23 protein-coding genes and 1 rRNA gene are annotated in these 26933 nt (G+C 57.6%); 12 read left to right on the plus strand and 12 right to left on the minus strand.

Annotated features, from left to right (window positions below; all coding sequences use genetic code 11):
• The first annotated feature begins 14 nt into the window (after positions 1 to 14).
• A 5S ribosomal RNA gene (gene rrf / locus SIC15_RS07560) occupies positions 15 to 129 on the plus strand.
• A gap of 213 nt (positions 130 to 342) precedes the next feature.
• Here rrf and SIC15_RS07565 read toward each other — a convergent pair.
• From SIC15_RS07565 to SIC15_RS07600, 8 genes are all read right to left on the minus strand, one after another.
• Positions 343 to 1023, minus strand: coding sequence for a sensor histidine kinase (locus tag SIC15_RS07565; protein ID WP_412537368.1), 681 nt, complete (start codon positions 1021 to 1023; stop codon positions 343 to 345).
• Entirely contained in the window at positions 1020 to 2657 is a 1638-nt protein-coding gene (locus SIC15_RS07570) for a tetratricopeptide repeat protein (RefSeq protein WP_412537369.1), read from the minus strand. The genes SIC15_RS07565 and SIC15_RS07570 overlap by 4 nt, the downstream gene beginning before the upstream one ends.
• The gene (locus tag SIC15_RS07575; protein ID WP_412537370.1) at positions 2654 to 6172 is read right to left on the minus strand and encodes a NahK/ErcS family hybrid sensor histidine kinase/response regulator; all 3519 of its coding nucleotides are present in this window, start codon (positions 6170 to 6172) and stop codon (positions 2654 to 2656) included. Before SIC15_RS07575 ends, SIC15_RS07570 begins: the two co-directional genes overlap by 4 nt.
• A gap of 53 nt (positions 6173 to 6225) precedes the next feature.
• A complete protein-coding gene (locus tag SIC15_RS07580) occupies positions 6226 to 6732 on the minus strand; it encodes a hypothetical protein (protein WP_069184504.1) in 507 nt (168 codons plus the stop codon).
• A 97-nt stretch (positions 6733 to 6829) separates the two neighbouring features.
• The gene (locus SIC15_RS07585) at positions 6830 to 8596 is read right to left on the minus strand and encodes a sodium:solute symporter family protein (RefSeq protein ID WP_222464207.1); all 1767 of its coding nucleotides are present in this window, start codon (positions 8594 to 8596) and stop codon (positions 6830 to 6832) included.
• Positions 8597 to 8602: 6 nt separating this feature from the next.
• Positions 8603 to 8866, minus strand: a complete 264-nt coding sequence (locus SIC15_RS07590; RefSeq protein ID WP_069184506.1) for a DUF4212 domain-containing protein — start codon at positions 8864 to 8866, stop codon at positions 8603 to 8605.
• 213 nt (positions 8867 to 9079) lie between these two features.
• The gene (locus SIC15_RS07595) at positions 9080 to 9787 is read right to left on the minus strand and encodes a PolC-type DNA polymerase III (RefSeq protein WP_069184507.1); all 708 of its coding nucleotides are present in this window, start codon (positions 9785 to 9787) and stop codon (positions 9080 to 9082) included.
• A 16-nt stretch (positions 9788 to 9803) separates the two neighbouring features.
• Positions 9804 to 11723, minus strand: coding sequence for a putative nucleotidyltransferase substrate binding domain-containing protein (locus SIC15_RS07600; protein ID WP_412537371.1), 1920 nt, complete (start codon positions 11721 to 11723; stop codon positions 9804 to 9806).
• A 170-nt stretch (positions 11724 to 11893) separates the two neighbouring features.
• On the opposite strand from SIC15_RS07600, the gene smrA reads away from it, so the two are divergent.
• From smrA to SIC15_RS07645, 9 genes are all read left to right on the plus strand, one after another.
• The gene (gene smrA / locus SIC15_RS07605; protein ID WP_412537372.1) at positions 11894 to 12475 is read left to right on the plus strand and encodes a DNA endonuclease SmrA; all 582 of its coding nucleotides are present in this window, start codon (positions 11894 to 11896) and stop codon (positions 12473 to 12475) included.
• A 63-nt stretch (positions 12476 to 12538) separates the two neighbouring features.
• Complete coding sequence (locus tag SIC15_RS07610; protein ID WP_136629583.1) at positions 12539 to 12730, plus strand: hypothetical protein; 192 nt, start codon at positions 12539 to 12541, stop codon at positions 12728 to 12730.
• 79 nt (positions 12731 to 12809) lie between these two features.
• On the plus strand, positions 12810 to 13298 hold the full coding sequence (locus SIC15_RS07615; protein WP_412537373.1) for a (2Fe-2S)-binding protein: 489 nt from the start codon (positions 12810 to 12812) through the stop codon (positions 13296 to 13298).
• A 1-nt stretch (position 13299) separates the two neighbouring features.
• Complete coding sequence (locus SIC15_RS07620) at positions 13300 to 15504, plus strand: molybdopterin cofactor-binding domain-containing protein (RefSeq protein WP_412537374.1); 2205 nt, start codon at positions 13300 to 13302, stop codon at positions 15502 to 15504.
• Positions 15497 to 16492, plus strand: coding sequence for an XdhC family protein (locus tag SIC15_RS07625; protein ID WP_412537375.1), 996 nt, complete (start codon positions 15497 to 15499; stop codon positions 16490 to 16492). Before SIC15_RS07620 ends, SIC15_RS07625 begins: the two co-directional genes overlap by 8 nt.
• A gap of 49 nt (positions 16493 to 16541) precedes the next feature.
• Positions 16542 to 17168 carry a methylthioribulose 1-phosphate dehydratase gene (locus SIC15_RS07630; protein ID WP_412537376.1) on the plus strand — a complete coding sequence of 209 codons (627 nt, stop codon included), beginning with the start codon at positions 16542 to 16544 and terminating at the stop codon, positions 17166 to 17168.
• The gene (locus SIC15_RS07635) at positions 17165 to 17725 is read left to right on the plus strand and encodes a 1,2-dihydroxy-3-keto-5-methylthiopentene dioxygenase (RefSeq protein ID WP_136629587.1); all 561 of its coding nucleotides are present in this window, start codon (positions 17165 to 17167) and stop codon (positions 17723 to 17725) included. Before SIC15_RS07630 ends, SIC15_RS07635 begins: the two co-directional genes overlap by 4 nt.
• Positions 17722 to 18414, plus strand: coding sequence for an acireductone synthase (mtnC, locus tag SIC15_RS07640; protein WP_069184514.1), 693 nt, complete (start codon positions 17722 to 17724; stop codon positions 18412 to 18414). Before SIC15_RS07635 ends, mtnC begins: the two co-directional genes overlap by 4 nt.
• A 36-nt stretch (positions 18415 to 18450) precedes the next feature.
• Positions 18451 to 19506 carry a DUF3080 domain-containing protein gene (locus tag SIC15_RS07645; RefSeq protein WP_412537377.1) on the plus strand — a complete coding sequence of 352 codons (1056 nt, stop codon included), beginning with the start codon at positions 18451 to 18453 and terminating at the stop codon, positions 19504 to 19506.
• Between the two features lie 6 nt (positions 19507 to 19512).
• Here SIC15_RS07645 and SIC15_RS07650 read toward each other — a convergent pair whose 3' ends face one another.
• From SIC15_RS07650 to arsC, 4 genes are read right to left on the minus strand one after another with little or no spacing between them, the layout of a single operon-like run.
• Positions 19513 to 21330, minus strand: coding sequence for a GspE/PulE family protein (locus SIC15_RS07650; RefSeq protein ID WP_412537378.1), 1818 nt, complete (start codon positions 21328 to 21330; stop codon positions 19513 to 19515).
• Positions 21331 to 21350: 20 nt separating this feature from the next.
• Complete coding sequence (locus SIC15_RS07655; protein ID WP_136629590.1) at positions 21351 to 21722, minus strand: DUF2069 domain-containing protein; 372 nt, start codon at positions 21720 to 21722, stop codon at positions 21351 to 21353.
• A gap of 57 nt (positions 21723 to 21779) precedes the next feature.
• Positions 21780 to 22385, minus strand: a complete 606-nt coding sequence (gene wrbA / locus SIC15_RS07660; protein WP_412537379.1) for an NAD(P)H:quinone oxidoreductase — start codon at positions 22383 to 22385, stop codon at positions 21780 to 21782.
• 43 nt (positions 22386 to 22428) lie between these two features.
• Positions 22429 to 22782, minus strand: coding sequence for an arsenate reductase (glutaredoxin) (arsC, locus tag SIC15_RS07665; protein ID WP_412537380.1), 354 nt, complete (start codon positions 22780 to 22782; stop codon positions 22429 to 22431).
• 68 nt (positions 22783 to 22850) lie between these two features.
• Between arsC and SIC15_RS07670 the strand changes: the two genes are divergently transcribed.
• Both SIC15_RS07670 and dnaE read left to right on the plus strand, forming a co-directional pair.
• Complete coding sequence (locus SIC15_RS07670; protein ID WP_412537381.1) at positions 22851 to 23318, plus strand: TlpA family protein disulfide reductase; 468 nt, start codon at positions 22851 to 22853, stop codon at positions 23316 to 23318.
• Between the two features lie 45 nt (positions 23319 to 23363).
• Complete coding sequence (dnaE, locus tag SIC15_RS07675) at positions 23364 to 26846, plus strand: DNA polymerase III subunit alpha (RefSeq protein WP_412537382.1); 3483 nt, start codon at positions 23364 to 23366, stop codon at positions 26844 to 26846.
• The last annotated feature ends 87 nt before the right edge of the window (positions 26847 to 26933 follow it).

The raw sequence follows: 26933 nt of genomic DNA on the forward strand, positions 1-26933 counted from the left end.
GATCAACCGTTTTGCCTGACGACCATAGCGGTCTGGAACCACCTGATCCCATCCCGAACTCAGAAGTGAAACAGACCAGCGCCGATGGTAGTGTGGCGTTGCCCATGTGAGAGTAGGTCATCGTCAGGCTCCTAATACCAAAACCCCAGCATCTTCGGTGCTGGGGTTTTTTATTAGCTGCAAGAAAGAGATGACCTACGGGAGTGTCCGCACCGGTGCCGAAGGCAGAGCGAGCATCGCTCGCTCAGGTAAGGACGGCCACCCCGTCTCGGGGTGGCCCGGGTCATCGTTGCAGCGCAACGCGCTGCCTGCGGTATGGGAAAAGATCCCGACAAAGCAAAATCAAGGCAACCAAATCTCAAACACCCCACCACCCAGGCTTCCACCGTTGTGGAGCTTTATAGACCCACTTCTCTCTCCCTCACTGTGCAGTTTGGCGACGGAGGAGGCGAAAAACAGCCCAAGGCTGGTGCTGCCACTTTTGAAATCAAGCGATTTGAAGTTCAGGGTGCCGGTATGTTGCATACTCTCTGGATAGCCTTTCCCGTCGTCTTCAACACCAATCACCAGATATCCATCTCTTTCACCAGCAGTAAGCAGGATTTTGCTTCGCGTGTAGCGAATCGCGTTGTTAATGGTGTTATTTAACACGCCGGTCAGAAGGTCCTCGTCGAAAAAGCCGTTTATGTCTTCAGCCTCTATCGAAACATCAATGCCGAGGCCCTGAAGCAGAGGAGTGTGTCGTGCCAGGTGTTCGGTCAGGAAATCCGGCACAAAGTGTTCCTCTATGTGCGCGGAGAGGTTGTTCTCGCCAAGGCGGTAGATGCCGAGAAGTTGCACCAGATCGTTGTGCATCCTTTCGGCTTCGTACTGAAGAGTATTGAAACGTGCAGATTCCCCCAGGTTTTCCTCGTGTTCGGTGCGAAGTTCGTCCAGGGAGTTCAGGAGCATGCCTAGCGAGTTCTTCATATCGTGAACGGCTGAGGCGAGTACCATTGAAAAATCGATATTCTGGTCGTTCATTCCATCAGTCCCTTCAGCTTGCGTTTTAAGGCGATATAACGCCTATGTTGGCGATGTTGCTCGGGTAGTCCTGATAACCGATCAAGGCAGGACTGACAGCGCTTGAGGAGCTCAGTGCTGGTCGGGTTATTGTCGTGTTCCTTCATCAATACCTGAACCAGGTTAAGGTTCAGGGCTGCGTGATCAGGCACGATCTCCAGAGCCTTTGAAAACGTTTCTGCTGCTTCTTGCAGGTTTCCGGATTCGAAGGCTTTGATGCCATCCCGGTTCAGGGCTCTGGCCTTGATCTTCTGGCGGAATCCCACGGGTTCATCCAGAAGGCTTTCAATCTTCTGGAGAGTTTCAGGATCGTTGCTGAAGCGTTCGGACATCTCGGCCAGCAACTGTTTCGCATCGGATTCATGCCCCAGGCGAAACAGGGTTTTGGCGTAATCAAGCCCCGTTCTGGCATCCAGTACAGTGGTATCCTGGAGCTCCGGCCTGATACTCTCGAGAATCTTCGCAGCCTGTCGATCCTGTCCCTGGCCTGCGTAAATCCGGCACTGTACGATGCGGCTGCGTAGACCGATACCTTCCTCGCCATCGAATCGCTTTTCCATTTTTTTGAGTACCGCCAGCGCTTCTTTGGCCTTTTCCGCACCATCCTCGTCGAGGTCGCCTTCACTCAGGTCCGAGAGTGTCTGGCCCAGTGCAAGGTAGTGTTCGGATTTGTCATGTATCGAGTAGGTCCCCAGCTCAACGGTTCGACGCCATGCATCTGAGGCCGTGACCATGTCCTGGTTTGAACCTGCCAGTTCGGCAAGATGCTTCTGCCGAAGCAGCGCATTGGGGGAATGCTCGGCGGCTTTTTCGAGCACTTGCTGTGCCTGTGTAGGACGCCCCTGTCGTTCCAGCCCCTCTGCGAGCAGGTCATACGCCTCCATGTAGTCCGGATGCTTTGTCAGAAGGTCTCTGAGGCCGTCTACCGCCTCGTCGAGACTTCGTTTGGCAAGCAGAACCTTGCACCGCCCGAGCTTTGCCCAGGAAAGCTCACGTTGTGCCAGGACGTCATCGTAGATCTTGAGTGCGTGAGCCAGGTCGCCCAGCTGGAAATACAGGTCGCCCAGGGTTTTCATAAGCCAGGTCTTGTAACGAGGCTGCCGCGGAAGTGCCTGGAGGCATAGTGAAATAGCCTCCGGGTAGTTCTCCCGGTCGATTTCCCGGTTAATGGGCAGGAGGATGTTGCGCTGGCTGATCAGGGCGCCCAGACGCTTTTCCAGTACGGCCCGATTGATCGGTTTGGTTAGGTAAGCGTCGGGTTGATATTCCCTCGCTCCCATGACCATTTCCTTGGACGTTTCGGCAGTCACCATCAGGAAGAGAGACGAGCGCTTGAGAAGTTTTTTATGCCGAAGCTCCTCCAGTATGTGCTGGCCGTTCTTGCCTTCGCCAAGATTAAAGTCACACAACACGACATCTACGTGATTGTAGGTACAGTACTGAATCGCCTGATTGGCATGGGCTACCAGCTCAATTTTGTCGGCACCGCAGCTGCGAAGCATCTGGCGCATGGACAACCGGAAATTCTCGAAGTCATCAATAACCAGATAGGTGAGCTTGCCGAACGGGTTGAAGTCAGCTTTGGAATCGGTCATGAGCGCTTCTGTTTGAGTAGCTTGTTAACCAGTGCCCTCAGTGCAGCAGGTTTCACCGGTTTGTAAAGAATCTGGTAACCCCGGTCTATGGCATCTTCCCGCACTTCAGGCGCCATATAGCCGGTGATGAGTATTCCAGGGATGTCCGCGTTCAACGCACCACGAATGCTGTCCATGGCGTCGAGGCCATTCTTGTTTTCGTCCAGTTGATAATCGGCAAGTATAATATCCGGGCTTTCCCCTTCCAGTTTTGCCATGGCATCTTCCAGACTTTCGGCCGCGGTCACATCACACTTCCAATTGCCCAGTAGCGCCACCATTCCCTGCAGTATGGCCGGGTCGTTATCGATACACAGGAAATGCAGTCCCCCGAGGTTTGATACTCTCCGGGAGCCCGTAGCGGGCTTGGCAGTGGCGGCTTCGTTCTGCTCGGGCGCGGCTGTTGGTACCGTTATCCCAAAGACGCTACCGCGACCCTGGACAGAATGGACGCTGACCGGGTGGTTCAGCATACCGCTGATGCGATCGACGATCGCAAGACCGAGGCCCAGGCCTTTTTTGTCCCGGCCATGCTGAAACCGACGGAACTCCTCGAAGATATGGGTCAGTTGATCCTCGGGTATGCCAGGACCGGTGTCCCAGACCTCTATCCGGATATAGCCTTTGAGGCGACGGCATCCCAGGAGGATCTTGCCTTCTGGTGTGTAGCGTATGGCATTGGAAAGGAAATTCTGGACCACGCGACGCAGGAGTTTGGCATCCGATCGGATCCATACCGTGCTGGGTACAACGTGCAGCTCCAGGTTCTGGTCCTTGGCGATGGCGGAAAAATCGGTTGCCAGATGGCGCATGATGTCGTTGACGGGGAAGACCCCGATGTTTGGCTCCAGGGCACCTGCATCCAGCTTGGAAATATCCAGCAGGGTGCTGATGATTTCTTCGGCGGCCCCCAGGGAACTGTCGATGTGGTCTACCAGATCTTTCATCTCACCGTCATCTGCTTTCCCGGCGAGGGCGGAGGTAAACAGTCTGGCTGCGTTCAGGGGCTGGAGCAGGTCGTGGCTGGCCGAAGCCAGGAAGCGCGTCTTGCTCTGGTTCGCCTGCTCGGCCACCGATTTGGCTTTCAGCATCTGCTCATTGATGACCTGGAGCTCCTGGGTACGTTCCTTTACCCGCTGTTCCAGGTAAATGTTCGTTTCCTTCAGGGCCTGCTCGGTTCGACGCATGGCGGTAATATCCTGGAAGGTCGTGACATAGCCACCCCCGGGGATCGGACTGCCATCAATACGCAAAACGGTTCCATCGGGCCTCTGGCGCTCATAGGACATTGGCCGACCCTCGCGCATGCTGGTGCAGCGGTCAGCCACGATTTCATCAATCCTGCGGGCAGAGAGGTTGGCGTTGGTCAGGTTGTAACGCATCAGATCTTCGACTGGGCGTCCGACCCTGACGAAGCCTTTCGGATAGGTAAACAGCTCCAGGTAACGATGGTTCCAGACCACCAGTTGTTGCTGATGGTTCACCACTGACACGCCCAGGCTAATGTTCTCAATGGCCGACTGCAGCAGCTCACGGCTGAAAGTCATGGCCTGGGAGGCTTCATCGACAATGCTGACAACGTCCTCGATCTGCATGTCCCGGCCGGTGAGGGTGGATTCCAGGACCACTCTGGCCGTAGAGGCGCCAATCACCGAAGCCAACTGGCGCTCGATGTATTTCATCAGATGGGCGGACGCCGGGCGGTGTGGGTGCAGTCGAATGGCATTGCGGCGCTCGTAATTCCGGAAAATGGTTTCCGAGCGCTCTTCACCCATGAACCGGTCCGTAAGAGCCTGCAGGTCAGACGTCAGTATCTCACCCTGCCAGCTCTGGTGTTGGGCCGTTTCGGCCTTGGGTTGTGGATCGTGAAAGAAAGAAGCAATCTGGATTTTTTCGCGGACACGCTGGCGAGTGAGCATTGAGAGCACGATGTACACGACCGTGTTGATCCCCAAACTCCAGATAATGCCGTGGCTTGTCTGGTCCAGCTCGGACCCGAACAGTGCAGTGGGCCGAGTCCAGTTCAACCCCAGGATTCCCTGCTGAACAAGAGTGTCGTTGACCCAGCCCGTGGTGGCGAGCGCCGGCAGTAGCAGGGTGTAGCACCACATCAGGAAGCCGAGGCCCAGGCCCCAGACGGCGCCCATGTAATTACCCCGGCGCCAGATAATACCGCCCACCAGCGCAGGTCCAAATTGTGCTGCCGCCGCAAACGAGAGCAGGCCGAAGGCTGTCAGGCTGTAATCTTCACCAGCCATCCGGTAAAAACCATAGGCTGTGAGCAACACCACGAAGATGGCGACACGCCGGATACTCAACAACAGGTAACTGAGATCCGTGCGTCGGTTCATGCCCGGACGGAAAAATTTCAGCAACGCCGGCATGATGATTTCGTTACTGACCATGGTGGCGATGGCCACTGAGCATACGATAACCATGGCGGCTGCGGCCGAGCCGCCACCGAGGAACGCGAGTATCGCCAGCCATTCCTCGCCGGCCATGATCGGCAGCTGCAGTATCAGAACGTCAGGGTTGCCGGCTGAGGCCTCGGGCGACAACAGTCCGGCCGCGGCAATCGGGAGTACAAATGCGCTGGCTACGATCAGGTAGATGGGCATGGCCCAGCGTGCAATCTCGAAATCCCGATGGTCGGTATTTTCGACCACCATGACATGAAACTGCCGGGGCAGGCAGATGATGGCGAGCATGGCAATGAGCGTCTGGGTTATAAACGCTGGCGCTTCAATGCCGTCGGTGGTCAGGGTGCCAATCAGATCTGCGTCTTTCGCCCGCTCAAACAGGTCTCCGAATCCGCCGTAGAGGCCATAGCCAACGAACAGTCCGACGGCGACGAAGGCCACGAGTTTGATCAGTGACTCGAAGGCCACGGCCTGGATCATGCCCCGGTGATGCTCGGTGGACTCCAGATGGCGGGTTCCGAACAGGACGGTAAATACTGCCAGGGCAAGAGTGATGTACCAGGCGGAATCGTTCCAGGCCGCAGTGCTCAGTTCCTCATAGCCGGTGCCCGTTTCCGAAAGCACGTTGAAGCCCATGGCAATGGCTTTAAGCTGCAAGGCTATGTAGGGGACGCTGCCGATCAGGGCGAATGTCGCAATCATTGCCGCCAGTAGCTGGGATTTGCCGTAACGGGAGGCGACGAAATCGGCAATGGACGTACTGTTATTGCGCTTGCTGATATAGATGATACGGCGTAGCAAGGGCGCGCCGAAAACAAACACCAGCAGCGGGCCCAGGTAGATGGGCAGAAAACCGAGCCCCTCCTGGGTGGCGCGGCCAACGGCGCCATAGAAGGTCCAGGAGGTGAAGTAGACTGCCAGAGACAGTGCGTATATGTGGGTGCGTGCCAGGCGTTTGCGATACAGGCCGGGGTGCTTGTCGCCGGCCCAGGCGATCACAAACAGGATCGAGATGTAGGTGATGGAAATGAGGACCAGCAGCCAGGCACTAATCATTGTTGTACGTTCCCGACGGTATCAGCAGGTTGAAGCATCACGCTAACGAGGTATCACTCTGCGCAAACGGTCTTATACAGGGTGTCTCCGGGTTCAAGCAGCTTCAGGTTGTCCACTCGAGGGCTTCCGTCAGAACCCAGTGGTACCAGTTCCCGGGTAGCACAGTTAATGATGTGAATGCGGTGGGACACGGCATCGGTCATTTTCTGCTCGAAGCGGTACAGGGTAAACCGAACAATATCTTCGCTGTTTGTGTCACGACTGATGCTTTTGGTATCGACTGTCGAGAATGCAGTGACATAGGGAAAAACGAAGGTCCAGGGGCGCCAGAGGATGCCATCGGTTTCGGTATTCACAATGACGGCTTCTGCGGGCAGACGGGCCTCTTTCTGATCGAACCAGGTGTATTCCATATAAATCAGATAGCCGAGCATGCCCGCGCCGGCAAACACCGGGATAATCCACTTCGGGGCTTTGTTTCGGGTGGCAGCACGGATACCAAGAGCGATACCGGCAGTGCCGAGGCCGCAAAATACAGTGGCGACAAATGTCCAGAACATAAAATGACTTCCTCAAAAAAGAACGGGCTCCCTCATTGAGGAAGCCCGTTCAGTATCAACCTGTCAGTTCATCGAACGAAGCAGGCTGAGATGTTGCTTAGTGGTCTTGAGCCTGACCGGCACCACGTGGGTAACGGACGCTTTCAACCAGTTCCTGAATCTCAACGGGCGGTTCTTCAGTTGCGTTGGATACAACGAAGGCTACCGCAAAGTTGACGATTGCACCAACCGCACCGATAGACAGCGGGGAGATGCCCAGCACCCAGTTTTCTGGAGTGTCTGCCAGGTTGTTAGTGCCCGGAATGAACAACCAGCCCTTGTAAACAAAGATGTATACCAGGGTGAAGGCCAGACCGGTCAGCATGCCGGCGATGGCGCCTTTGTTGTTCACGCGCTTGGAGAAGATACCCATCATCAGCGCCGGGAACAGGGAAGCTGCCGCGATGCCGAATGCAAGTGCAACCACCTGCGCCGCAAAGCCTGGAGGGTTGGCCCCAAGGTAGGTGGCAACAACGATTGCGACCGCCATGGATATCCGCGCCGCCAACAGCTCGCCTTTCTCCGTGATCGCCGGGTTAATGGAACCTTTGATCAGGTCGTGACTGACCGCCGAGGAAATCGCGAGCAACAGACCGGCCGCTGTGGACAGTGCTGCTGCCAGACCACCTGCTGCGATCAGACCGATGACCCAGCCGGGCAGGTTGGCGATTTCCGGGTTGGCCAGTACCAGGATATCCCGGTTAACGACGAGCTCGTTGCCGTTCCAGCCGCGGGCTTCAGCCGTAGGCGCGAAGGCTTCGCTGTCGTTGTAAAGCTGGATACGACCATCTTCGTTCTTGTCGGTGAACTGGATAAGACCCGTGATTTCCCATTCCTTGATCCAGTTTGGACGCTCGTCGTACTGGATTGGCTCCGCTGCGGTGCCGTCCGGATAGATGGTGGTCATCAGGTTCAGACGAGCCATGGAAGCAACAGCCGGTGCAGTCAGGTACAGCAGGGCGATGAATACCAGGGCCCAGCCGGCAGACCAGCGCGCGTCAGCCACCTTCGGTACGGTGAAGAAGCGGATGATAACGTGGGGCAGACCTGCAGTACCGATCATCAGCGACAGGGTGAACAGAACCATGTTCAGCTTGTTGTCGATATCGGCGGTGTACTCGTTGAAGCCGAGATCAGTGATAACCTGGTTCAGCTTGTCGAGGATCGGCATGCCGGAATCCACGTGAGTCGAGAACAGACCCAGCGGGGGAAGCGGATTGCCAGTCAGTTGCAGGGAGATGAACACCGCAGGAATGGTGTAGGCAATGATCAGTACGCAGTACTGGGCCACCTGGGTATAGGTGATGCCCTTCATGCCGCCCATTACCGCATAGACGAATACCACCACTGCCGCGATCATCAGACCCACTGTTGAGTCCACTTCGAGGAAGCGGGAGAAGGCAACACCGGCACCAGCCATCTGGCCGATAACGTAGGTTACAGACGCTACGATCAGACAGATAACCGCCACCAGGCGGGCATTCTTGCTGTAGAAACGGTCACCGATGAACTCGGGCACCGTGAACTTGCCGAACTTCCGCAGGTACGGAGCCAGCAGCATCGCCAGCAGAACGTAACCGCCAGTCCAGCCCATGAGGAAGGTGGAGTTGGCGTAGCCACCGGCAGCGATCAGACCTGCCATGGAGATAAACGATGCCGCGGACATCCAGTCGGCGCCGATTGCCGCGCCGTTGGTGATCGGGTGAACACCGCCACCGGCAACGTAGAAGTCACTCGTGCTTCCGGCCTTGGCCCAGATAGCAATTGCGATGTAGAGGAGGAAGGAGCCCCCTACAAACATGATGTTAATGGCAAATTGACTCATTCGTTCTTACTCCTCGTGCACGCCGAATTTTTCATCGATCTTGTTCATGCGCCACGCGTAGTGGAAGATCAGAGCGATGAACGTGAGGATGGAACCTTGCTGGGCGAACCAGAAGCCCAGATCGGTACCACCAATCGGAATGCCCGCGAGCATTGGACGGAGCAGAATTGCAAAGCCGTAAGATACCAGGGCCCAGACGATCAGGCTCCCGAATATCAGGCGTAGATTCGCCTTCCAGTAGGCTTCAGCGTCGTAGCTATGACCTGACATAGGATCACTCCTGTGTTGTTGTTGTGGAGGTTGGGTGGGTTTTTGGTGAGGCACTTCGGTTAGAGAATTTATTATTCATATAAGTACTTCTCCGACTAGTTGTCCCTACTGACTTTACTGGTCAAGCGATTTATAGATATTGGCAAAAGGTCTAATTCTCAGTAATTTGGCGTGACGTCCGTCTATTTTCGAGACGTCTGGGCCAGCATCCATTCAGTAACGATGCATGTTTTGCAGACGCCGATGGTAATGAAGCTTGTCGTGCAATCCCTTCAGGGTTTTTACGCCCTCGGTGCGGGCCTTATTCAGGGCTATCAGGGTGAGCTCGGCGGTGGCAAGAGCGTCCGAGGCAGCGTGGTGTCGTTCGCTGACTTCAAGGCCGAAATAATCCGCCCAATTGTCGAGCCCCTTGCCCCCGGTTTTCGTGTTGGGAAAAAACGCAGGCATCAAGTCCGCGACATCCATCCAGGTGTGGGGCTGGGTGTATCCCAGCTGAGCCTTCAATGTCTTCTCCAGGAATTTCTGGTCGAACGCCGAGTGGTAGGCCAGAATCGGGTCGCCATTCATCCACTCTAGAAGGTAAAGCAGGGCGTCCTCGATTTCGTGCCCCTGGGTCAGTGCTTCCGGCCCGATTCCGTGAATAAGCACCGTTTCCCTGATGTCGAGCTCTGGCCGCCTCAGAATCAGGTCGAACTGGTCGCCGAGGTGGATGATGCCGCCCCTGATAGCAACCGCTCCGATAGCAATGACTTCATCCTTGGCGGCATTCAGCCCCGTGGTTTCCAGATCGAGCACAATCAGACGGCAATCCGTGAGGAGCTGTTCTCCCGGTGTTTTCGCGTGGGGCAGATTGCCAGGATCGTGGCTGCCGATCTTCCCGCCCCGCCGATGCTCAATCCATTGTTTGATTTGTTCCAGCATGTCTCGCGCCTGAAGGTCAGAGTTGGTAGGTCACTTCGAGCTTCTGCTGCAACCGCTGAGCCTGCCTGAAGGATTCCCGCAGGATCCGGCGGTCGAGCGGGTTCAGATCGTCGGGATCAATATAGTTGGTCAGCTCCTGGTCCTTTGCCAGCATTTCCTGGTGCGCCCGCATCCGGATCGCCTGGATCAGGCTATAGGCTTCTTTCCAGGCGTTGGCATCTTTCGGGTCGAAGATGCCTTTTTTGGCCAGTTCATCCATTCGTTCCAGGGTGTTTGCCGTCTCAACGCCATTCGCCAGGGCAAAGACCCGAACAGCTTCAACAAACGGCGCCAGGCCCTGGCGTTTAAGATCCAGTGAATGCTTTTTGCCTTCATCCGACAGGTAGCGGAAGTTGCGGAACATGGTCAGCGGTGGCTTGCGCTGGAAGGCGTTGCCCGCAAGCATTTTCTGGAACAGCGCGTTTTTCCGGATCCGTGCAAGAACCTTATCCAGAAGCGCATCCAGAGGCTCTGTCGGCCCATAGATGGCTCTCATATCCAGGAAAATTGAGGAGTAAACCAGGTTCTGGGGCGTGGATGCGTCAATAAAGCGGATAAACCAGTCATCCCATTCCCTGTCGCTCAGGCACAGTTTCGGATTGCTGGCCATGATGTTGCCTTTGCACAGGGTGAAACCGCACTCGGCCAGTTCGTCGTTAACCTTCCGGGCAAAGGGAAGTAGTTTTTCCCGGACCTGTTCTTCGGTCATGCCTTCGGGCGTCTGGAACAGGATGCCATTGTCCTGGTCCGTCAACAGAGTCTGCTCCTGTCGACCCTCGCTGCCGAACGTCAGCCAGGTAAAGGGAATGCCGGGGTCGTTTTTCTTGATGTTGAGTTCCAGGACCCGGCGGACAGTCACATCGTTGAGTGTCGTGATGATCTTGACCACTTGCCCGGAGTCAGCGCCGTGGGCAAGCATGGCATCTACCAGGCGGGAGACGTCCGCTCGCAGGCTCACCAGGGTACGAAGGTGGGTGGCGGTGCCGATGGTGCGAGCAAGGTTAACCAGATCCACCCGCTGCAGGGAGAACAGGTCCCGTTCCGAAACTACGCCAATCAGCTTGTGGTCGTCGTCGATGACACACAAATGGGCAAAATGGTGCTCCGCCATCAGCATGGCAGCCTCGAATGCATCCGCATGGGAGGGCAGGCAGCAGGGATCCTTGGTCATGACCTGTTGGATGGGTGTGTCCAGCGGGCCGGTGCCCTCGGCGATCATGGTCCGAAGGTCCCGCAGTGTGAAAATGCCGGTCGGGATGCGGTTTTCATCGGTAATGATAATGCTGCCGACATTGTTCTCGTGCATACGCGCCACGGCCTTGCGCACTGGAAGGTCCGGCGAGCACACAATGGGATTTCGCAATGCATAACGTTCCAGCGGGGTGTCCAGGGAGGTACTGGAACCCATCGAAGCCATGGCGCTCGACTGGATGCGCCGGTTCACCTGATCAAGCAGGCTACTGACGCCTCGCAGGCAGAAATCCCTAAAGGGTTCACTTTCAGAAAACAGGGTAACGAAGGCCGCCTGCCCGATACTGAGGCAGAAGGTATCGCCCGATGCCCGGTGCAGGGTTCTGGTTGGCCGCTCGCCGATCATGGCGGCCAGAGGAAAACACTCACCCTGGCTGATTTCGAAGGTCGTTTCGGTGCGGTCTTCCTTATCGTTGTGGCGCTCGCCACGAATCCGCCCTTGTTTGACTACGTAGAATCGTTTTACGACGTCATGGTCCGGAGAGAGGACAACGTCGCCATCGGCGTAAAACTGAATGGAGGCATTCTCGGCGAAATGCGCCAGATGCGCATCATCCATGCTGGAAAAGGGCGCATGTTCCCGCAGAAACGTCATTATTGCTCGGATGTTCTGGGGGCGATCATTTTCCGGGTTCGCTGAGGCCATGTCCGTCGTCACTCGCTGGTTATTATTGTCCGTCTGAAGTGTAGTGTAGCCAAAGCGTTCGTCGCCTTACGATTTTGGTCGCAGGAAGCCTGACATAGATCAGTTTTCTTTAAGGCCACTGACCCGGGTGGTAAAGTCAGTATCTGAAACTGGTTATTAACTGTAATGCCATGACAACCAAAGAAGAGCGCCTCAGCTTCCTCGAGGAAATGAAAGACGTCCGGCGTATCCGTAAGCCCAACCGGGCGGAGGTGACAACGCCCCGCGAACTGACGCCCGGCCATCTGGAACGTCAGAGGGCGGCCGTGGAGAAACCGTTGCGGGATACCAACCCGTTGACATCCGACATGGTGGAACCGCTCACGGCTCACGATGTATTGAGCTGGCAGCGGCCGGGCGTTCAGCACGGCGTGTTCCGCAAGCTCAGGCTCGGGCAGTATCCGATCGAGGCGCGCCTCGATCTGCACCGGATGACCGTTGAGCAGTCCCGGCGTGAAGTTTTCAGGTTTATTGGCGATTGTGTCCGCTACGGATTGCGTTCGGTCATCATTCTGCATGGCAAGGGGGAGCGCAATCCCGATGGAATTGCCCAACTCAAGAGCTACCTCGCCAAGTGGCTACCGGAGCTGGACGATGTCCTGGCGTTTCATTCGGCCCAAAAACACCATGGTGGTACGGGTGCGGTTTATGTCATGGTGCGAAAAAGTGACCGGGACAAGCAGCATAATCGTGAACTCCACGGAAGCCGTTAGCGGCTCCGATCCCAGACACCCTTAAATCAGAGCCGCCATGGCGGCTGAGCGGAGGTTATCGTCGTGAAAAAAGTTGCAGTAGCTGTATTGGCCGTGCTGGCGCTGGCGGGTTGCAAGGATCGAGTGATCTGGAACGACAACGGTAAAGTTGAAGAAGCCACTACGGATCGCGAAGTCTGGAACTCCAACGGCAAGATGGAGTCCGGTGAACGCAAGATCTGGGTTAACAAGGATGGCGAGGAAATCGTCAAATAAACCCTGAGCATCTGCCGCAGGCCGGGGCACAACAATAAAACCGGGCAACAGGACCGGAAATACAAAGGAGAGAGTTGGGATGGCCGTGAGCCTGACAGTTAACGGCGACGAGCGGTCGCTGAACATTGAGGGCGATACGCCGCTTTTGTGGGTATTGCGTGATGAGCTGGGGCTCAAGGGCACTAAATTCGGTTGCGGTGCCGGCCTTTGCGGCGCGTGCACGGTGCACCTGAACGGGCAGCCTGTACGCTCCTGTTCCACGCCCGTTGAAATGGCCGCCGGCGGCGAGGTCGTCACGATCGAAGGGCTGACTGATGGAGATCGGCTTCATGCCCTTCAGGAGGCCTGGATAGAACACGGTGTTCCCCAGTGCGGTTACTGCCAGTCCGGCCAGATTATGAGTGCAGCTCACTTGCTGGCGAACAACTCCTCCCCCTCACGGGACGAAATCGTCGCGGCCATGACGGGCAACCTCTGCCGATGCGGGACCTACTCGCGGATTATTGCGGCCGTAGAATCCGTCGCGGGCTCTGAGTCTTCAGGCGGCTCTCAGAAAGGGGGCGCGTAACATGGCGATGAACCGACGGAATTTCCTCAAGGTCAGTGCCGGTGCCTCCGGCAGTCTGATGGTTTCACTGACATTGCCGGGCTGTGCCGGAATCCAGACCGGCTACGAGCCGGATACCGGTGAATGGCGGCCCGATGCCTGGCTCGAATTGACCACTGATGATGAAGTTTTCTTCACCCTGGCCCGGGTAGAAATGGGTCAGGGCACCTACACCGGGTTGACGACGCTTATTGCCGAGGAGCTGGAAATCCAGCCAGAGCGGATTAAACCCCGCTTCGCCCCGGTGGCTCCCGAGTATCGAAACCCTTTGTACAAACTCCAGCTCACCGGTGGCAGTACCAGTGTTGCAACCAGTTGGGAGCCCTTGCGAATGGCGGGGGCTGAAGCCCGGCAGATGCTGGTTATGGCTGGGGCTCGGGTCTGGAATGTTGAAGCTAGCGATTGCCGGGCCAGTGAAGGGCGGGTGGTGCACCCGAACGGTATCGATTCCATGGCCTATGGCCGGTTGGTCGAGCTGGCTGCCAAAGAAGTGGTTCGGGGTGACATTGCCCTGAAACCACGAAGCGAATGGAAGTACATCGGCAGGGAAAGGGGCAAGCTGGATGCCCGGGCCAAGTCGACGGGAACCGCGGTCTATGGGATTGATGTGGAACTTCCGGACATGGTTTATGGGGTGGTGACCAGGTCGCCCAGGCGCGGAGGCAGGCTACTGGGCTTTAACGGCGATCAGGTCCGGGCAATGGCGGGTGTGCTCGACGTTTTCGAGATCGAGCGCGGCGTTGCCGTCGTTGCCGACAAGTACTGGCGGGCCCGGAAAGCTCAGGACGCGCTCCGGATAGACTGGGATTTCTCGGATGCCGTGTCTTTGTCCACGAAGGATGTGTTTGATTCCTATCGCTCTGCCGCTGATGAGGACCCCGGGGAGTCCGAGCGCAGTGAAGGCAGTTTTGCCAGCGCTGTGGAGGAGGGTGACCGAGTAGTGGAAGCCGAGTACGCCCAGCCCTACCTCGCCCATGCTACTTTAGAGCCCATGAACGCCACGGCCTGGTATCGCGAAAACCGGATGGACGTGTGGGCGCCCACCCAGGCGCCGGACCTTGGACGGATCGCGGCGGCCAGGGTAACCGATCTCGGGCCCGACGATGTCACCATCAATACCACCTTTCTCGGCGGCGGCTTTGGCCGTCGGCTGACCCAGGACTACATAGAGGAAGCGGCGGCCGTGGCCTATCGCATCGGGCGGCCGGTTAAAGTTATCTGGTCCCGGGAAGAAGACACCCGCCATGACCTCTATCGTCCGGCGATGCTCCACCGCATGAAAGCCAGTCTGTCTGGTGGCGAGCTGACGGGCTGGCATCACCAGATCGTTGGACCGCAGATCCTGGACTGGTATGTTCGCAACGCGGCGCCTGCCCAGTATCCCTGGGCGCCGAAGTTCATGTACGACACTCTTGGCTCCGTCGGCCTGATGGCCGAGGGCATTGCCACTCCCAAAGATATCTCCGCGATCGAGGGGGCTATTGAGTACCCCTACCGGGTGGCCAATATTGATATTCGCCATACCCACACCGACCCCGGCATTCCCATTAGCTGGTGGCGGTCCGTGGGCTATTCCCACAACGGCTTTGCGGTTGAGACCTTCATGGACGAACTGGCCCACGAGGCCGGAGAAGATGCATACCAGTTTCGTCGTCGGCTGATTTCCCATGAGCCACGGCACCTGGAGGTGCTTGATCGGGTTGCCCGCCTTGCCAATTGGCAGTCCACTGTGCCTGAAGGCCGGGCCCGGGGCCTTGCATTGTTCCGTAGTTTTGGCACCTATGTGGCGCAGGTGGTGGAGGCCGGAATCGAGAATGGCATTGTTCGGGTCTACAAGGTCACCTGTTCGGTGGACTGCGGCCAGGTCGTGAATCCACGTATCGTGGAGGACCAGATCGAGGGTGGCATTCTGTTCGGCCTGACGGCAGCGCTCTACGGGGAAATTACCCTGCAGAACGGTGAAGTCCAGCAGAGCAACTTCCACGATTATCCGTTGATGAGACAGTACGAGCGACCCGAGGTGGTGGTGGATATTGTTGATAGCGACGAGGCGCCGACCGGTGTTGGTGAGCCGGGCGTGCCGCCAGTCATTCCGGCCCTGGGTAATGCGCTGTTCGCACTGAATGGTAAACGCCAGCGAAGCCTGCCGTTGAAAGCCGATGTCTGAGTCAAGCGTCGCTCATTCGGTCGCCACGGGGCGTCAGATGGTTATTGCCAGGATGTCTGAGTGGCTGCAGGCGGGGCAGAGGGTGTGGTTGTGCACCATCGTCGAGACCTGGGGGTCCTCACCGCGTCCGGTTGGTTCCTGGCTGGCGATTGCGGAATCCGGCCACTGGAGCGGCTCGGTTTCCGGGGGTTGTCTGGAGGAGGACCTGTTGCGGCGCACGGCCGAAGACGGGCCAGATCATCCCGTCTTTGTTGATTACGGCATTACGGATGATGACCGGGATCATTTCCAACTGCCTTGCGGCGGCAGGATCCGGCTTCTTGTGGAGCCCTTTCAGGGGCAGTCAGGCCTTGATCATGTTAACGCGCTTGCGGGCGCCTTGCGCGATCGTGAGCCGGTGGTCCGCCGCGTCCCCCTGAAAGGTATTGTGGCTCTGGAACGCGCTGCGGTCAGGGCTGGTAAGGCTGTTAGCTTTGACGGCGAGAAGCTTGTGCACGTACTGCAGCCTGAGTGCCGGCTGTTGTTGATTGGCGCTGGCGAGGTTGCCCGTTACGTTGCGGAATTTGCGACGGCGGCGGAATTTGCTGTAACCCTTTGCGAGCCCAGGGAAACGTTTGCCTCAGGCTGGAGCTACGATCAGATTCCTATGGATCGCCGCCTGCCCGATGATCTGATTTCCAGAGAGTTTGGCGACGCCTGGTCAGGCATCCTGGCGCTGGCCCATGATCCTCGCATAGACGATATGGGCTTGCTGGCGGCCCTTCATTCCAATGCTTTTTACATTGGCGCCATGGGCTCCCGGAAAACCTCGGAAGCACGGCGGGAACGACTGGCCTCTCTGGGGCTCGATGAGGCTGCACTGGGAAGACTGCGAGCGCCCATCGGCGTCGATATTCCCAGCAAGACTCCAGCAGAAATTGCCATCTCCATTGTCGCCGATCTGATCTCTGCGAGGCATCATTTGCGGGGCGCCGCTTCGTCCCTATAATGGCGGCCATGGGAGTGTTGTAAGCACTCTGAATCCCGGGAGAGAGCTCGTGTTTGATGTAACCCGATACGCAGTCGCTGCAGAAGCAATTGTTGAGGCCGGCCGTTTTTTGTACCAACAGGGCTGGTCACCGGCAACCAGCAGCAACTATTCCGCCCGCATAGACGGCGAACACATTGCCATAACCGTTTCTGGCCGCCACAAGGGGCAGTTGGGTGCCGGCGATGTTATGGTCGTAGACCTGGCGGGTCGCCCGGTGCAGAGTGATTGTCGCTCCTCGGCAGAGACCCGTTTGCATACGGTGTTGTACGAGGTGTTTCCGGAGGTTGGAGCGGTCCTTCACACGCACTCGGTGAAGGCAACGGTTCTCAGCCGCTTGCTGGAAGCTGGCCATCCGCTGACACTGGAGGGCTATGAGCTTCAGAAGGCGTTTACGGGAGTCGATACCCACGAATCAGTACTGGCCGTTCCGGTGTTTGATAACACCCAGGATATCGACGCGCTGGCGGAGCAGACCCGGGAATGGTTCCGGCAGCACCCCGAGCAGCCCGGGTATCTGATTCGCGGCCATGGCCTGTATACCTGGGGTAAAACCATGGCCGACTGCCTGCGCCATGTCGAGGCCTTTGAATTCCTGTTTGAATGTGAGCTTGAAACCATGAGGGTTCGCCCATGACCACCCTGAGTATTTTTGACCAGAGCCAGCCTGAAAAGGCACACACAGTCACCGAGAACCCGGAAAGAATAAGGGAACTTCTTGCCCGTCACGGTGTGCGCTACGAGCAGTGGCCAACCAAGGATCTGCCGGCTGATGCATCCCAGGAAGACATCCTCGAAGCCTACAGCGAGGAAGTGTCGAAACTGAGAAAGGAGTGTGGTTTTCAGTCTGCGGATGTGATCAGCCTGAACCCGGACAATCCGCAGAAAGATGCATTTCGGCAAAAGTTCCTGGATGAGCACACCCACAGTGAAGACGAAATCCGTTTCTTTGTCCGTGGCCAGGGCCTGTTTTACCTGCATTTCGGCAACGAGGTGTTTGCGGTGCTGTGCCAGAAAAACGATCTGATCAGCGTGCCAGATGGCACGCGGCACTGGTTCGATATGGGGCCTGAACCGGCGTTTACCTGTATTCGCCTGTTCACCAACCCGGAAGGCTGGGTCGCCGATTTCACCGGTGAAGACATCGCCAGCAGGTTGCCCCGATACGAGGCACTGGCAGGAGCGGCGGAATGATCCGGGTTGTGCTGACGGACATCGAAGGGACCACCAGCTCGATCTCGTTTGTGCACGATGTCCTTTTCCCCTACGCGAGCGAACACCTGCCGGGATTTGTCCGCGATCGGCATCAGGACACGCCTGCGGTGTCCGAGCAGCTGGACGCAGTGGCGGAGGCGTCAGGTATTGCTCGTGAGGATATTGATGGCCTGATTGAAGTTCTAAAGACCTGGATCAAAGAGGATCGCAAGGAAACGTCCCTGAAGGCGCTGCAGGGCATGGTCTGGGAACAGGGATACCAGCAGGGAGAGCTGAAGGGCCATATCTACGCCGATGCAGCCGATTACCTGCAGCGCTGGCATGATCGGGGGCTGCGTTTGTTCGTATATTCCTCAGGATCGGTCAAGGCCCAGAAGCTGATTTTCGGTTTCACCACGGAGGGCGACTTTACGCCATTCTTCTCTGGTTACTTCGATACTCGTATCGGTGGCAAGAAAGAGGCCGCTTCATACCGCAATATCTTGTCTGAATTGGGCGTTGAGGCGTCCACGGTGCTGTTCCTTTCAGACGTGGAGGCCGAACTCGAGGCAGCCGAGGAAGCCGGTATGCAAACCGCCTGGCTTGTTCGCGAGGGGGATCTGCCGGAGACAGAACGTTTTGTTGCGCGTGATTTTGCGGAGGTGGATACCCTGCTGCAAAAGCGCTAGGCCAACGCCCCTAAAACGCCATAGCAGGAGGATTTGATGCCCGGAACCGGTTTTTGCAGAATCGTTGCGCCGGTTCTCGCCATGCTTCTTGCCGGTTGCGACCCATTCTCTGATGCCCGCCCCATGATGGATGAGTATGTGGAGCGGGTCGCCCGAGTGCTGGAAACCGATCCTGGGTTTTCTGATATCCCTTCCGCAAGTCAGCTTCCCCGCCGTCGCGATCGGGTGTTGCCCATGCCCGAGCTGGAAATGGGGATGCTCGACTTTCTTTCGCTTTACGGATGTGAACTCCAGTACGTGGTTGGGGAGAAAACCTCGGTGATGGGGCGGGTGATGCAGCCCCTGAACCGTTTGCGCTATGAAATCCGGTTTATTGAAACAGCCAGGGAGTGCCTGCCGGACATAGAGGATGAAGAGTTCGCCGAAGAGCTTACCGGCGCCATCGACAGCAAGCTGGAATCCCTGCCCATTGCCATCTGGAATGCCACCTGGGGCGTTGAAGAGATCGAGAAACTGTTCACTCTGGCCAAGGGCTATTACCCGGTAGCGCCGGAGAGCAATCCGGTGTCTGATCTGGCTCTTGATATCGACAGCCTGAATGCAGCTGTTTCACGTCTGTACTCGGAGGACCTGGTGGTTTCCCTCGATTTTGCCGGCGACGTTCATCAGCGTTGGCAGGCGGAATTCCGCGCCGGCCAGTTGATCAACAGCGCACTTCTTCTGACCGCCCGGCTCCAGGATGGCACGGAATTGCTCAGGCAGAGAATCAACGGTCGGCCCCTGTGTCTTAACGGTCAGTCCAATAACCAGTCGGATATTGTGCAGAACATGTTTTTCAGTGTGTATATCGAAAAGATCCAGCCTTACATGAGCGCCGTGAACCAGGGGCGGGCTGCGCTCATTGAGCCGTTTGAGCGGCTGGCCAAAGTCCAGAGAGAGGTCATGCCGGAGAGTTTTACGGCGTGGTACCAGCGCCATCTCTCGCAGGAAGCCCAGACCAGTCTCTGGCGGGAACTGGATGTAGCCATGATGGCGCATACCAGAGCCTGGCAGGAATTGCTGGGCCAGTGCGGGTTGCGCCCCGGCGCCTGACCCCGCTCAGCGCTGGCTTTCCGGCGTCACCCTCAGAATTTCCTCCACCGTTGTCTGGCCTGCAGCCACTTTCTGGGCGCCACTCAGGCGCAGGGATTTCATGCCTTCCTTATAGGCATCCAGCCTGAGCTGTTCCAGCTCGCAGCGATCGGTGATCTGTCGAAGTAAAGAGCCTGAGAGCGTCATGATTTCATAAACTCCGGCCCGGCCAAGATACCCGGTGTTCCGGCACTCCAGGCAGCCCACGGGCTGGTAGAACTGCTTGGGAACCGGCGCTTTCCAGGGCCGGGTCAGGGTCTGCCAGGCCTGCTCGTCGGCAGGGCCCGGCGCTTTGCAATGGGGGCAGAGGGTTCGGGCAAGCCGTTGCGCCATCACACCCAGTACCGTGGCCCGAATCAGGTACGGTGGGATACCCAGTTCCATCATCCGGGTAATCGCGCTCGGCGCGTCGTTGGTGTGTAGGGTCGAGAGCACCAGGTGGCCGGTGAGGGCAGCCTGAACCGCCATTTCCGCCGTTTCCAGATCGCGGATCTCGCCGATCATGATGATATCCGGATCCTGCCGCAGCAGGGCCCGCACGCCCGCCGCGAAGGTCAGGTCGATGTTGGTCTGGACCTGCATCTGGTTGAACGCCGGCTCCACCATTTCGATGGGATCCTCGATGGTGCAGACGTTGAGCTCGGATGACGCAATCTGTTTCAGGGTCGAGTACAGGGTTGTGGTCTTGCCAGACCCGGTTGGCCCGGTCACCAGAACAATACCGTGGGGGCGGGAGGTGATTTCCTGCCATCGCTGGCGATCTTCCTTGCCGAATCCCAGCTGCTCATAGGACTTCAGGAGCACGTCCGGATCAAAGATCCGCATGACCATCTTTTCGCCAAAGGCGGTCGGCATGGTGGCCAGGCGCAGTTCGACCTCGCGGTTATCGGGCTTGCGGGTCTTGATGCGACCGTCCTGGGGGCGGCGTTTCTCGGCCACGTTCAGGCGACCAAGAATCTTCAGCCGACTGGTAACCGCCACGCCCACGTGTTCCGGGAATTCATAGACGTTGTGGAGCACGCCGTCGATCCGGAACCGCACCTGCGTGACTGTGCGGCGGGGCTCTATGTGGATGTCTGAGGCGCGCTGGTCAAAGGCATACTGCAGCAGCCAGTCGACGATCTTGACCACGTGCTGGTCATTGGCATCCGGGTGTTCGCTGGCGCCAAGGTCCAGTAACTGTTCGAAATTCTGGTTTCCTGCCACACCGGGGCCCTGGCCGCCACTGGCCTTGCTGACGGAGTTGGCAAGCTGATAGAACTCCACGGTATACCGGCGGATATCCTCGGGGTTGGCAACAACTCGACGGATATCCTTGCGAACCGCCTGTTGGAGGTTTTGGACCCAGTCGTTCTTGAAGGGCTCTGTGCTGGCGATCAGTACCTCTTCTGCGCCGATCTCTACCGCCAGAATGCCGTGGCGTTGGGCAAAGGCATAGGACATCACCCGGGCAATGGCAGGCGTGTCGATCTTCAAAGGATCAATGTGGTAGTAAGGTTGCCCGGCCCAATCTGCCAGCCAATGGGTCAGCCGGTCCAGATCAAGTGTGTGACCACTTTTCTGGCTGGTCAGTGCGGCAATGGCCACCAGTTCCAGTGGATGGCGCTTGCCCTTCTGTCCATCGCCGGTGGCCGCGCCAAGATTGGCCGAGAGTACCCGTTCTGCGTCTTCCTGGCTGATTTCCCCGCTGGTGACAAGTGCGGTGCAAACATCTCTCAGGGTCAGGGTGCTTCTGGGCGGCGCGGGTGGCCTCGGCACGGTTCCGGAGTTGCTTGTTTCAGCCATAAAGTGTCAGGTCCAGGAATTCAGGGTGTATTTCCATTCGCCACTGGCCGGTTCACTTTGAGGTGAATCATGGCAACAGTGAACAACAGGAAGGTCAGTACCGTCAGAATGACCGGTCCCGTAGCACCTTCACTCAGCCAGGCAGATACGACGGCCTGGGTGAAGTAAAAGATCACCACGAACGACATCCAGATATAGCCCCGATTGTGGCCCCGAAATACCGGAATCGCAAAGGGCAGAAGCGGAAGCAGTTTCACGGCCAGCATCAACGGTATTGAAACGCCCTCGACGGGTGCCGGGTAGAAAGTTGTGATCAGCAGGGTGGCAAGCACGCCGATGTAGAGCGCGGCTGTTGCACGCAAGGTGGCGCGGGCCTTCGGGTTGTTCAGCATAGTGTGTTCCGTAATAAAAAAGTGTTAAGCAGATTACGTCTGGTACCCGGGCGTGTATCAGTCAGCAAGCTTCAGGGCGAATCGGGCAAGGCGCTCGCCAAAGGCCTGGCACAATGCTTTCTCGTCAGCGCTCAGTGGCTGCTGTTCACCGGTTCCGGCCCAATGGCTCGGGCCATAGGGAGTGCCCCCGGTTTGTGTGTCCCCCAGGCTTTTCTCGGAGTAGGGCAGGCCGCAGACGACCATGCCGTGATGCAGAAGTGGCATCATCATGGTCATCAGTGTGGTTTCCTGTCCGCCATGAAGGCTGCCGGTCGACGTGAATGCCCCGGCGGGTTTGCCTTCGAGGGCGCCGCCCAGCCATAGGTCGCCGGTGGTGTCCAGGAAGTGCTTCAAAGGCGCCGCCATGTTACCAAAGCGGGTGGGGCTGCCGATGGCCAGGCCGACACAATTCGCGAGATCGGATTTGCTGGCATAGGGCGCCCCGGAGTCCGGCACAGCGGGCAGCGATGCTGCCGTGTCCGGTGAAACCGGCGGTACTGACCTCAGCCTTGCTTCAATTCCTTCCACTCGGGCCACGCCACGTCCTATCTGGCTGGCCAGCTCTGCGGTTTGGCCGGTGCGGCTGTAGAAAAGAACAAGAACATACGGCAATTGGTCGGGCATCGTCAGCGATCCTTCTGATCTGACTCGGAGAAGTTATTGGGGCTTAAAGAATCGAGAGAACGTTTTCTGGCGGACGACCAAGGGCTACTTTGCCGTTGGCGATCACGATCGGCCGTTCAATCAGTTTCGGGGTCGCTATCATGGCCGCGATCAATTGCTCATCGCTCAGCTCAGGGTTGTTCAGTCCCTGTTCTTTATATTCTTTTTCCTTGTTACGCATCAGCTCGCGGGGCGTCAGATTCAGGGCGCTGAGAATATCCTTTAGCTCCTGCTCTGTCGGTGGTGTTTCCAGGTAGCGTATAATCTCCGGTTCAATTCCCCGTTCAGTAAGCAGTTCAAGGGTTTGGCGGGATTTCGAGCAGCGTGGGTTGTGGAAAATCCGGGTTGGTTCTGTCATCTTCGTGCCTGGTTGTCTGAATGGAGTCCACGATTTCTGTGGTCGGTAGTCTAACAGGAGGTCTTCCAGTGCAGTACCCTGATTCTCTTCGTGGTCGCTCCCGCCTTCAGCTGGTCGGTGTCGGACTGCTTGTTCTGGCCCTGGCCGGGTGTGAGAAAATCGAACTGGAGAGAGCCGAGGGAACCAGGCTGAACTGGGACAACTTGCGCGGGCAATGGGTACTGGTTAATTACTGGGCGGAATGGTGCAAGCCATGCCTTGAGGAAATTCCAGAGCTCAATGAGCTGGACAAGGCGCCCGACATTACAGTACTCGGCGTCAACTTTGACGGGGTGCAGGGCGACGCACTGGTGGAACTGGGCGAGCGCATGGGCATTGAATTCACCATGCTGGCGGACGATCCGGGGCCCGGGTTCGGTTGGAAAATGCCAGTCGCGCTGCCGGCCACATTCCTGGTTAACCCCGGTGGCGATCTGGTTGAAACCCGTTTCGGACCCCAGACTGAAGAAGAACTCCGGGCGGTGATCGGCGGCTGAGACCGTCGTCCTAATTGAATTTTACAGCAGGAATAACCTGACGTTATGTCGCAGACTTTTGTACACCTCCGTGTCCATTCCGAGTACTCCATGGTGGATGGCCTGGTCAGGGTTAAACCGCTGATCAGCCGCGTTGCCGAGCTGGGCATGCCGGCCGTTGGTCTGACCGAGCAATCCAACATGTGCTCGCTGGTTCGCTTTTACAAGGCGGCCATGGGTGCGGGCGTCAAACCCATCATTGGCGCGGATCTGTGGCTGGAAAACCCGGACGAGCCCGAGAATCCGTTCCGGCTCACACTGTTGGCGCGGGATAACGACGGCTATCTCAATCTCACCGAAATCATTTCCCTGGGTTACACCGAGGGTCAGCGGTTTGGCAAGCCGATCATTCAGCGCAAATGGCTTGAAGCACGGGCGAACGGTCTGATTGCGCTCTCAGGCTCGAAGCTGGGCGATGTGGGCAAGGCTCTGATGGCGGGCAAGCCGGAACTGGCCCGTGAGCGCGCCCACTACTGGATGAATCTTTACCCCGATAGCTACTACCTCGAGTTGCAGCGCACCGGTCGCCCCGGTGACGAAGACTGTCTGCATCTGAGTGTTGAGCTGGCCGGTGCCCTCGGCCTTCCGGTGGTCGCCACCAACGATGTCCACTTCCTTCAGGCAGAAGACTTCGAAGCTCACGAGGCCCGGGTCTGTATCGGTGAAAGCCGCACCCTTGATGACCCTCGCCGTGAACGCCGTTTCAGTGATCAGCAATACCTGCGCAGCGCCGATGAGATGATCGAGTTGTTCAGCGACATCCCGGAAGCGATCGAGAACACCGTGGAGATTGCCCGGCGCTGCTCGGTGAAGGTTCGGATGGGCGAGTACTTCCTGCCCAATTACCCGATTCCCGATGGCATGACCATGGATGACTATTTCCGGAAGGTCTCCGAGGAGGGGCTGGAAGAGCGGCTGGCCAAGACCCTGAGCAAAGACGATCCGGAATACGATGCCAAACGCGAGGCCTACTACAAGCGCCTGAACTTCGAGCTGGATATCATCATCCAGATGGGGTTCCCAGGCTACTTCCTGATCGTGATGGACTTCATCAAGTGGGCCAAGAACAACGGCGTGCCGGTGGGACCGGGCAGGGGCTCCGGTGCCGGGTCCCTGGTGGCCTACGCCCAGTTGATCACCGACCTTGATCCCCTGGAATACGACCTGCTGTTCGAGCGGTTCCTGAACCCTGAGCGGGTATCCATGCCCGACTTCGACGTTGACTTCTGCATGGAAGGTCGGGACCGAGTGATCGAGTACACCGCCCAGAAATACGGGCGAGAGGCGGTGTCGCAGATTATTACCTTCGGCACCATGGCCGCCAAGGCCGTCGTGCGTGATGTTGCCCGCGTCCAGGGTAAATCTTACGGTTTGGCGGACAAGCTCTCCAAGATGATTCCCTTCGAGCCGGGCATGACCCTGGAGAAGGCCCTGGAGCAGGAGCCACAACTGGTCGAGTTTCTCGAGAACGACGAGGAGGCCCAGGAAATCTGGGAAATGGCCTTGAAACTCGAGGGCGTGTGCCGGAACGCCGGTAAGCACGCAGGTGGCGTGGTGATCGCGCCCACCAAGATCACCGATTTCTCGCCCCTGTACTGTGATGATGAGGGCGGAAGCCTGGTGACCCAGTTCGATAAGGGCGATGTGGAAGATGCCGGACTGGTGAAGTTCGACTTCCTGGGCCTGCGGACGCTCACGATTATCAAGTGGGCGCTGAACATGATCAATCCGCGCCGGGAAAAGAAGGGCATGCAGCCTCTCGACATCAACGAGATTCCACTGGATGACGTGCCCTCGTTCGACATGCTCAAGAAAGCTGAAACCACGGCGGTGTTCCAGCTGGAATCCCGGGGCATGAAAGACCTGATTCGCCGTCTCCAGCCAGACTCTCTCGAAGACATGATCGCCCTCGTGGCCTTGTTCCGGCCGGGACCGCTGCAGTCGGGCATGGTGGATGACTTTATCGACCGTAAGCACGGTCGCCAACCCATGTCGTTTCCGCACCCGGATTACCAGTACGAGGGCCTGAAGCCCGTACTGGAACCGACCTACGGCGTCATCCTGTATCAGGAGCAGGTCATGCAGATCGCCCAGGTCATGGCCGGCTATACCCTGGGTGGAGCGGACATGCTGCGCCGGGCCATGGGTAAGAAAAAGCCCGAGGAGATGGCCAAGCAGAAGCAGATCTTCCTGGATGGCTGCGAAAAGAATGGCATCAACAAAACCCTGGCCGAAAATATCTTCGATCTGGTGGAAAAGTTTGCCGGCTACGGCTTCAACAAATCCCACTCGGCTGCTTACGCCCTGGTGTCATACCAGACCCTCTGGCTGAAAGCCCATTACCCGGCAGAGTTCATGGCCGCGGTACTGACTGCCGATATGCAGAACACCGATAAGGTGGTCACGCTGGTGGAAGAATGCCGGAACATGAAGCTGGATCTTCTGGTGCCGGATGTCAGCCGTTCGGAATACACCTTTACCGTTAATGACGACGGCCAGATTGTGTATGGTCTCGGAGCGATCAAGGGCTTGGGTGAGGGCCCGATCCAGAGCATTGTTGAGGGTCGCGGCGATGGCGAGCCGTTCCAGGATATCTTTGATTTCTGTCGGCGGGTTGATCTCAAGAAGGTCAACAAGCGGGCCATGGAAGCGCTTATCCGCTCCGGTGCCATGGACAAGCTGGGTGCGAGCCGCGCGCAGCTCATGGCAAGCATTGACAAGGCCGTGCAGCAGGCCGACCAACAATCCCGGAACGAATCCGTTGGCATGATGGATATGTTTGGCGAAATGCTGGAAGCCGGTGATGGTGGCGATCCCTACGAGGACGTGGCCGGGGTACGCGAATGGCCGGAGAAGCAGCGGCTGAAAGGCGAAAAGGATACCCTGGGGCTGTACCTCACCGGTCATCCGTTTGACGAGTATGAAAAAGAAGTTCGTCGGTTTGTCCGGTCCTCCATTGCCGATCTGAAGCCGAACAAGTCACCCCAGCGGGTGGCGGGGCTGGTGGTTGCCCAGCGCACCATGAAAACGCGCACCGGCTCCACGATGTGTTTTATCACCCTTGATGACCGCAGTGCCCGGATTGAGGCGACGTTGTTTTCCGAGGCGTTTTTCGAAAACCGTGAGCTGTTGCAATCAGACCAGGTGATTGTGGTGGAAGGCCAGGTCAGTCACGACGATTATTCCGGGCAGATGAAAATGCGAGTGAGCTCGGTGATGGATGTGGCTACAGCACGCCAGCAGTTCAGTCGTGGCCTCAAACTGAACCTGCACGCCGATCAGTTGCAGAACGGATTGCTGGAGAAGCTCGACAGTACTCTGCGGCCGTTCCGATGCGAGGGCAGCCCGGTCTGGATCGAGTACAGCAGCCCCGAGGCGTCGACCCGGATCGAGCTCGGTGAGTCCTGGCGTGTGCAGCCGGATGACAACCTGCTGCTGGAGCTCCGGTACCTCGTAGGCGACCAGTCGGTAGAACTGGTCTATGATTGAATGAGTTGAAAATTAAAAATTTGTCAGACAGCGGACTCATACCAATGTCCGCTTTAGCCAATGACCGGGCGCTGCTATCTTTGTGTC

The sequence above is a fragment of the Marinobacter sp. MIT932201 genome, assembly GCF_047123295.1.
Taxonomy (GTDB): domain Bacteria; phylum Pseudomonadota; class Gammaproteobacteria; order Pseudomonadales; family Oleiphilaceae; genus Marinobacter; species Marinobacter salsuginis.